The sequence below is a fragment of the Lactiplantibacillus daowaiensis genome, assembly GCF_005405085.1.
Lineage (GTDB): Bacteria > Bacillota > Bacilli > Lactobacillales > Lactobacillaceae > Lactiplantibacillus > Lactiplantibacillus daowaiensis.
The window spans coordinates 1-5,288 of record NZ_BJDJ01000038.1 but is presented as its reverse complement, the minus strand read 5'-3'; the positions used below and the strand labels follow the sequence as shown (position 1 = coordinate 5,288).

Here is a 5,288-nt window from a genome sequence, read left to right as displayed (position 1 = left end):
ATATCAAAAACAGGTCTGGAAAAATCCGAAGATTTTTCCAGACCTGTTTTGTTTCTAGAGACTTATGTCACAGCCTCATTAACCGGTAGTACGCAAGATGAGATTTTAAAGGAATTAGCGCAATTAGCAAAATCACTTGATATCGTGAGTGATGAAGCCCAACTGGTGGCCGACTATCATGAACGTGAACAAGAATCGACCACTGGCTTTGGCAATGGCGTGGCGATTCCACATGCAAAGTCCAATAACGTTAAAACAGCCACCATTTTATTCGGTCGCAGTAGTCAAGCCATCGAATGGGATTCATTAGATGGCAAACCTGTTCATACCTTTATTAGTTTGTTAGTTCCCGCCGATGCTGGCGACGTGCATTTGAAATTATTAGCGAGTTTAAGTCGTAAGCTCGTCCACAAAGACTTTGTTGAAATCTTAAACACTGGCGATCAACAAGCCGTGTTGGATGCAATCAATCAAGCCATTAGCTAGAAAAGGAGGAATTTGGGATGGCCAATACTAAAATTGTTGCCGTAACCAATTGTCCAGCTGGGATTGCCCATACCTATATGGTGGCTGAAGCCATTGAAGAAAAAGCCAAATCATTAGGTTATGAAGTGCATGTTGAAACCCAAGGCGCTAGCGGTGTCGAAAACAAGCTAACACCTGATCAAATCGCAGCTGCTAATTACGTCATTTTAGCTTTAGGTAAAGGGATGACGGATGAAGACAAACAACGTTTTAACGGTAAAAAAGTCGTTGAATTACCCGTTTCTGAAGCCCTTAAAGAAGTTGATACCTTATTTGATGATATTGATGATAAGGCCGAAATCTTTACCGCTTCAAAAGTGAAGTTAGGTAGCGAGCAAGATGCCGTTACCGATGGTGTGATGAGTTACTTAATGGCTGGGGTATCTGCCGCCTTGCCATTCGTTATCGGTGGTGGGTTATTAATTGCCATCGGGAGTATGATGGTCCAGTTCGGGATGCCGAACACCCCATTATCAAAAGGGGTCTCGCCATCACTTGCTTGGGTCATTACTAGCATTGGGAACTTAGGGTTCCAATTCATGATTCCAATTATGGGGGCTTATATCGCCTTTGCAATTGGTGATAAACCCGCCTTTGCACCCGCATTTTTAGTCACCTACTTGGCTAACGATACTGATCTATTAGGGACGCAATCTGGTGCTGGCTTCTTAGGTGCCATTGTCGTTGGGTTATCAATCGGTTACTTCGTGAAATACTTCAAGAAAGTGAAATGGGGTAAGAATTTCCAATCTATCTTAGGGTTTATGATTATCCCGTTTGTCACTTTACTGGTCTTTGGCCTGTTAACATACTACCTCTTAGGACCATTCATGGGGTGGATCATGAGTATCTTGCTGGCCTTCTTGAAGAACATCCCAACCTCCATGAAGCTCGTTGGTGGCTTCCTAGTTGGTTGTATGTTGGCCTTTGATATGGGTGGTCCAATTAACAAGACCGCTTGGTTCTTTAGCTTCTCATTACTCAGTTCTGGCGTTTACAACTGGTATGGGATCGTGGGGGTCGTGACCCTCTTACCACCAATGGCTGCAGCGATTGCAACTTGGATCAAACCATCACTCTTCTCAAAACAAGAACGTGCCGCTAGCTGGAGTGCATTCATCGTTGGGATGACTGTCGCGACCGAACCGGCCATTCCATATGCCTTAGCTGCCCCATTACCAATGATTGCGGCCAATACGTTAGCCGGTGGGATCACTGGTGCGATCACGATTATGTTGAACGTGCAACGGATGGCACCTGGGATTGGGATCTTTGACCCCTTAATCGGTCTTGAAAAGCCATGGTACTGGTTCTATCTCTGTGTCGCCATCGGGCTCTTCTTAAATGTCTTCTTCATCATCACGTTCAAGACTGCTTGGCTCAAGCGGCGTGAAAAAAAAGAACAAGCTAAGCTTGCTCAAGTTGAAGATAAATAATACTAAACTCAATCATCCCAGACAAAAGGCAGTTATGCATCAGCAGCTGCCTTTTGTTGCACCTTTAAAACTGACTGACGATTTAAACTTTATGATAGCGAGGAATGATAATAATGAAATATGATTTTGATCACGTTATTGACCGTAAAGGCACTTATAGTACGCAATGGGATTATATTCAAGACCGATTTGGTCGGGCCGATATTATCCCCTTCTCGATTTCTGATACCGACTTTCCAGTTCCCGAAGGCGTGCAAAATGCGCTCGAAAAACGGATTCAGCATCCGATTTACGGCTATACCCGCTGGAATCACGCGGACTATAAAAATAGTATTATGCACTGGTTCCAACAACAAAACGATTATGCCGTGGATTCAGATTGGATTTTATATAGCCCTAGTGTGGTTTTCTCAATTGCAACCATGCTCCGCTTAAAGTCCAACCCCGGTGACGGTGTTGCCGTCTTTACCCCGATGTATGATGCCTTTTATAATGTCATTGAGGCCAATGATCGCCTATTAATGCCTGTTCGCCTCGGCAGTGCCCAACAAGCTTACCAAATTGATTGGGACACTTTAGAAGCCGTATTAGCACAGCGTAACACCAAAGTCTTACTGCTGACGAACCCGCACAACCCAACCGGGAAAGTCTTCTCAGCGACAGAACTGAAACAAATCGTGGCCCTTTGCCAACAATATCACGTCTTCTTGATTTCGGATGATATTCATAAAGATATTATTTATCCTGGCAACACTTATACGCCCGTAACCACCTTTACGCAAACTGATGTCGTGCTCTGCTGTTCAGCGACTAAAACGTTCAACACCCCCGACTTGATTGGCTCTTACTTATTCGTTCCAGAGGCTGACTTACGCGACGCCTTTTTAACTGAACTCAAGCAAAAAAATGCGCTCTCTTCTGCCAGTATTTTCGGGATTGATTCTCAAATTGCCGCTTATAACACTGGGGCTGACTATTTGGTACAATTAATTAGTTACCTACAAAACAATTTCGATTATTTGACTGAGTTCTTACAAACGAACTTGCCAGAAATTAGTTTCACGCAACCACAAGCAACCTATCTCGCCTGGATGGATGTGTCTAAGTTGAACTTATCCTCAACGGCACTTCAAGACAAGCTGATCAACACCGGCCACGTTGGCATCATGCCCGGCAAGACCTATGGTGATCAAGACTATCTCCGAATGAATATTGCTTGTCCAATGTCGAAATTACAGGAAGGACTGAAACGAATGGAGCGCGGGATCCGTTCATAAACTATGCTAAATTCACGAGAATTAAGAATCATTTTGTTACTACAAGAACACGATCTATCGGGGGAAGAACTCGCAACACTACTGACAACATCACGGCGGACAATCGTCCGTGATATTGCCCGTATCAATGCCTTGTTAACAGATGAAAAAATTGGTTCGATTGAAAGCATTAAAAAATATCATTTACTCATTTTAAATACCGCTAACTTCAATCAATTATTGACACGATTTAATAACGAAAGTAACCTAGTGTTATTTTATTTATTAGTTCGTCCCAATATTACCTTAGCAGAATTAATGGAACGAACCTTTTTATCACGCCAAAATATTCTAAATAGTGTCGAAAAAATTAATCGTCAATTTCAAAATATTTTGAAAATTAGTTTACGGCCGCGAATTGGTACGACTGTTAAAATCAAGCATATTTCTAAAATTGATGTTTTAGCCGCGCTAATCATCGATAATCATGCACTGATTACGAGTCAACTAAAACAATTAGACTTTAATTTAAATACCACTAACTCAGCTGAAATTGTTCGTAGTGCGTTGCCAGAACGCTTATTTGATTACTTAACTGAAACACAGTTCAATGCGCAAATACTGGCTTGTTCATTAGTAGCCGAACAACCTTTTGAAAAAACAGTAACGACACTCTTGTCTGAGTTTTTAGACCATGGCATTGCCACAAACCTCGCTGCGGTGCTAGCCGAATTCTTCAATGCTAAAATGACACTTCTCAATAGCCTGACGATTCGCCAAGTACACGCTGCGATTGAAGCCACTAAAACACAATATACGTTAGATAGCCTCAATCATAACTTTACTGAAGAGATCTTTAATCATCTGTGCCGAAGTTCCATGTTTCCAACCTTTGTACCAGCATCATTGTCTGAACAAATTCGTTATCTCAAGATCCAAAATCCATTTGCCTTTGATTTTGCGTTTGATTTGGCAAGAAAATTACAAATGGACTTTGATGCTGTTCAGATTGACGCTGACTATATCGCATTATACGTTTTGCACGCCGTTGAAACACCAGCGGCCCGCGATGTTCGCACTGTCATGTATGCCACGCGTCAATCGGTTGCTAATATCAACAAAATGATTATCACGGAACAAGTCCCCAACATGAACATTGAAATGGTCTTTTCCAAAGAACAACTTGCGACACGGCTAGAATATACTGACTATGATCTCATCATCGGCAACGGCCTGCACCCAAACGATTTACGCTTGCCAGTTCATTTTGACAGTACCTTCAATGGTGTCATCAATCAAGATGAACTGGATAAGTTAAAGAACCTCAGTAGCGAAAGTTATATTCAAGAAAACTTAGCTAACTTCTTTCCTAAAAGTCATTTTGTTTATTTGGATGAGCCCTATCACCACGCCAATCAGATTCTACAGGCTGGCCTGAATGTCTTTCAAGAACAGGGGTTATTAACTACTGACGAAACCGATGCCCTCGTTGCTCGTGAAGCTGCGGGTAATCAATTAATTTTAAACCATGTCTCAATTCCGCATGCTTCCGCTCGAATTGTAGACGCCTATGAAGTTTTTGCAATTGCATTCAATCACGACGTCAAAATCGGTGATCGGCAAATTTATCTCATGCTGGTCGTTTTAGCCAATCAAAACCGTCCCGATAGTGGCCAAGTATTTGGTTATATTTATACGAAACTCAAGAATCTAAATACCCTTCAGCTAAAAAATCTTAACTCCTATCAAAGCTTGATTAATGAGCTGACCCAAAATTAACACCCTATACTCAAAGCCACCTCAGCTATGGACTAACTAAGGTGGCTTTTAATATGACTATTTTGGCATTGCTAGCGGTTCATCTGTAAGTAGCAACTAACCTGGGGCATTTATATTACTTATAAGACACCTAGCCTTGTATCTGTTTGCTCGATAGTAAATAAGACTTCAATTGTAGGCCGTTGACGATACTTGAGGCTTTTTAAATAAAGACAAAAAAAAGGAATCGATTGCTCGATTCCTTCTAGTTTGCATGGCAACGTCCTACCCTCGCAGGGAGCGATCCCCCAAC

The 5,288-nt window shown here is 42.0% G+C and carries 4 protein-coding genes; all 4 read left to right on the top strand.

What is annotated here, in order from left to right; all coding sequences use genetic code 11:
- The first annotated feature begins 48 nt into the window (after positions 1–48).
- A complete protein-coding gene (locus FFM75_RS13810; RefSeq protein WP_137629749.1) occupies positions 49–486 on the top strand; it encodes a PTS fructose transporter subunit IIA in 438 nt (145 codons plus the stop codon).
- A 17-nt stretch (positions 487–503) separates the two neighbouring features.
- Positions 504–1,961, top strand: a complete 1,458-nt coding sequence (locus tag FFM75_RS13805) for a PTS fructose-like transporter subunit IIBC (protein WP_137629748.1) — start codon at positions 504–506, stop codon at positions 1,959–1,961.
- Between the two features lie 110 nt (positions 1,962–2,071).
- Positions 2,072–3,238, top strand: coding sequence for a MalY/PatB family protein (locus tag FFM75_RS13800; protein WP_223876695.1), 1,167 nt, complete (start codon positions 2,072–2,074; stop codon positions 3,236–3,238).
- Between the two features lie 3 nt (positions 3,239–3,241).
- Entirely contained in the window at positions 3,242–4,996 is a 1,755-nt protein-coding gene (locus tag FFM75_RS13795) for a putative frv operon regulatory protein (protein ID WP_137629746.1), read from the top strand.
- The last annotated feature ends 292 nt before the right edge of the window (positions 4,997–5,288 follow it).

Coding starts and splice junctions, on each gene's coding strand:
- FFM75_RS13805 (WP_137629748.1), top strand. CDS start 504: ATGGCCAATACTAAAATTGTTGCCGTAACCAATTGTCCAGCTGGGATT.
- FFM75_RS13795 (WP_137629746.1), top strand. CDS start 3,242: ATGCTAAATTCACGAGAATTAAGAATCATTTTGTTACTACAAGAACAC.